Source organism: Lacticaseibacillus salsurivasis, from assembly GCF_036246225.1.
GTDB classification, from domain to species: Bacteria; Bacillota; Bacilli; order Lactobacillales; family Lactobacillaceae; genus Lacticaseibacillus; species Lacticaseibacillus salsurivasis.
The window spans coordinates 1-2,761 of record NZ_BTTP01000037.1 but is presented as its reverse complement, the minus strand read 5'-3'; the positions used below and the strand labels follow the sequence as shown (position 1 = coordinate 2,761).

Genomic DNA, 2,761 nt, shown 5'->3' with positions numbered 1-2,761 from the left:
TGAACCATCGTCCCAGACGTATTCTGAACTATCTTCGCCCATGCGATTACTACCGATGCATGGCGTAACAGCCTAGACCACTATCAAGAATTCGTTATCATCGTTGCACTTGACTTGAAAATTGAGGCGCTTGAATCAGTTGCCTCGCAAACAACAGGGCTACTGCACACCCCAGCAAAACTTTGAGGCCGAAGCTCGGCGCGTTCGCCGCATGGCCCAGTAGTCTCTCTAGCGCCACAACTTCTATTTGATAACGGCCTGTTCTGGGATTGTCCTCAACGACTGGCTAACTTGTTCTTGCAATTTACGACTAAATAATCTATTGCTCTTATGATGATATTTTACCAAACGAGAAAAACTAGTCCGGAATATCAGCATAAGAGCAAGTGTGTTAATCAGTCCGTATTAGATAGTTTTCCGTCGACAATTTTGTACACATTATCAGAAAACTCTCGCAGACGATCATCGTGCGTGACGATGACGACTGCTTTTTCCTCGTCATGCGCAATATTAGCAAAAAGTTGGCCAACTTCTTTGACACGTGCCGTATCTAATGCTGCCGTAGGTTCATCGGCTAGGATGATCGCCGGGTCTGTATACAACGCACGGGCAATTGCAACACGCTGTTGTTGACCGCCAGACAATTCGCCAGGGTATTTGTTTAATAATTTTTGAATGCCTAGCGTTTCAATAATTTTGTCAAATCCATCTTGACTGAGGTTATTGTTAGGCTTCACCTGGTCAACAAGTTTGAATTGGTCTGCTACGGTTAAATATGGCACGAGATTGTACGCCTGTAAGACGAAACCGATTTGTTCAAGTCGTGTTTTTTCGGCTTCTTTGGTACTCAAATCACTGATGTCGTGACCATTCAAACGAACTGAGCCGTCTGTTGGTGTCTGTAACCCGCCTAAAATGGTTAGCAAGGTACTTTTACCAGATCCTGAAGGACCAATGATAAGCGACACCTCACCAGCTTTAAACGCTAAACTGACGTCTTCTAGTGCCGTAACTAAATTGGTTTTCTGACCAAATTGTTTCGTCACGTGTTCAAGGGCTAGTTTTTCTTCACGCATCTTTTTAACCTCCAATTACTGATACCGGATCAATCTTACTAATCACACGAATCGGAATGATTGCACCCAGTAACCCGGTTACCATCAATCCGGCCGCAATGAGTCCCATCAATCCCCAATCAAATGCCATTGGTACGCTATCTGGAATCCCAAATTCAGTTAATGCCGATAGTACAGCACCAACGACGATACCAGTTGCCATAATAAAGAACGTCTCAAATAACGTATTTTGGGCCAAGAAACGATTTGGAATGCCTTGTGCACGCAAAACTGCCAAGTTAGGCAATTTTTGAACCGTTAGAATGTAGAGGAAGATGGTAATCACAATCAATGAAATGACAATCAGGAAGCCAATCATGAGACCAAACGTCGCTTTTTGCGGTGTATAACCTGGCAATTTATTGATAAAGGCTTGGTATGAATAAGTCTTTAATGCTTTATCATCGACCGATTGTGACGTTTTTGAATTAACTACGCTACCTTGGAATTGATCTGACACGCCCTTAATGACACGCCATTGCGCTAACGCGCCATAAATAACAGGTGCGGTGTTATACGTGGCATTTTTCGCATAACCCACGATTTTATATTTCGTATCAGATAACCCAATCGAAATTTTATCCCCCATACCGTAAATATCCTTATCAACTGAGTCAGCGAGGACGACTTCGTTAGCTGCCTTTGGCAAGTGCCCCTTGGTTAATTGTAGGTTTTTAGCGATGTACTCGTCGTTATTCATCCCAACGAATTGTGCGGATTCACGTTTTCCGCCAATTTTCATATTAACTGGTGTAATGCCAAGTGTTGCGGTTTTGTCGTCGCTTAACTGATCCACCTGTTTCGTTGTCAGTAATGACTGTCCGGCATTGCCATTAGCGTCTTTGGTCATTACAAAGGACTTAGACTGCCAGCTGTCCACCGCAGCGGTGTTAGCTGTTGCCAGCCCGAGCGCCAGGGCACTTAAAATGAAAATCAAATAACTGATTAAGACGACGACTGTTAGAATCAAGCCGTACCGTAGTTTTTCTTTTTTAATCTCTCTAATTGCTAAAAACATTTGTTCCTCCTGTATTTGTTGCAGTTCAGCAAACTTACTATACACAAGTATACATGCTCTTATGATGAGATTCCGGACTAGTTTTGCTAGTTTGGTAAAATATCATCATAGGAGCATTTTTATTTATGGTTACACGTTATGAAGAGGACTTAAAAAAGTCCATTGTGGAGATGGTTAAAGCGGGACGACGATCCGATGAATTATCCAAGGAATACGGTCCTTCAGCCGATTCAATTCGGAATTGGGTTAAAGGCGCTAAATCAGTTGAGCTAGAAGACGGTACTGAAGTAACGTCCAAAGAATTCAAACAACTTCAAAGGGAAAATAAGCGATTAAAGGAGGAACTTGAAATTTTAAAAGCTGCGGCGGTGTTACTGGGAAAGCATTAGGACGAATTAATTGCCTTGTCTTCATAGAAGATCAGTTATTGCGACACCGCTTATCAATTATTCTTTCGGCACTGAAATTACCGCGCAGCACCTATTACCATTGGAAAAGATACGTAAATTGCAAGAACAAGTTAGCCAGTCGTTGAGGACAATCCCAGAACAGGCCGTTATCAAATAGAAGTTGTGGCGCTAGAGAGACTACTGGGCCATGCGGCGAACGCGCCGAGCTTCGGCCTCAA

The 2,761-nt window shown here is 43.0% G+C and carries 2 protein-coding genes and 1 pseudogene; 1 reads left to right on the top strand and 2 read right to left on the bottom strand.

The window, feature by feature from the left end; translation table 11 throughout:
• Nucleotides 1–395: 395 nt before the first annotated feature.
• Nucleotides 396–1,076 (bottom strand): ABC transporter ATP-binding protein, encoded by a 681-nt coding sequence (locus AAA927_RS12790; RefSeq protein WP_046811108.1) that lies wholly within the window; start codon nucleotides 1,074–1,076, stop codon nucleotides 396–398.
• A gap of 4 nt (nucleotides 1,077–1,080) precedes the next feature.
• Entirely contained in the window at nucleotides 1,081–2,133 is a 1,053-nt protein-coding gene (locus tag AAA927_RS12785; RefSeq protein WP_338218149.1) for an ABC transporter permease, read from the bottom strand.
• Between the two features lie 125 nt (nucleotides 2,134–2,258).
• Between AAA927_RS12785 and AAA927_RS12780 the strand changes: the two are divergent.
• Nucleotides 2,259–2,635: pseudogene (locus tag AAA927_RS12780) on the top strand (transposase); the annotation flags it as partial.
• Nucleotides 2,636–2,761 lie beyond the last annotated feature (126 nt).

Coding starts and splice junctions, on each gene's coding strand:
- AAA927_RS12790 (WP_046811108.1), bottom strand. CDS start 1,076: ATGCGTGAAGAAAAACTAGCCCTTGAACACGTGACGAAACAATTTGGT.
- AAA927_RS12785 (WP_338218149.1), bottom strand. CDS start 2,133: ATGTTTTTAGCAATTAGAGAGATTAAAAAAGAAAAACTACGGTACGGC.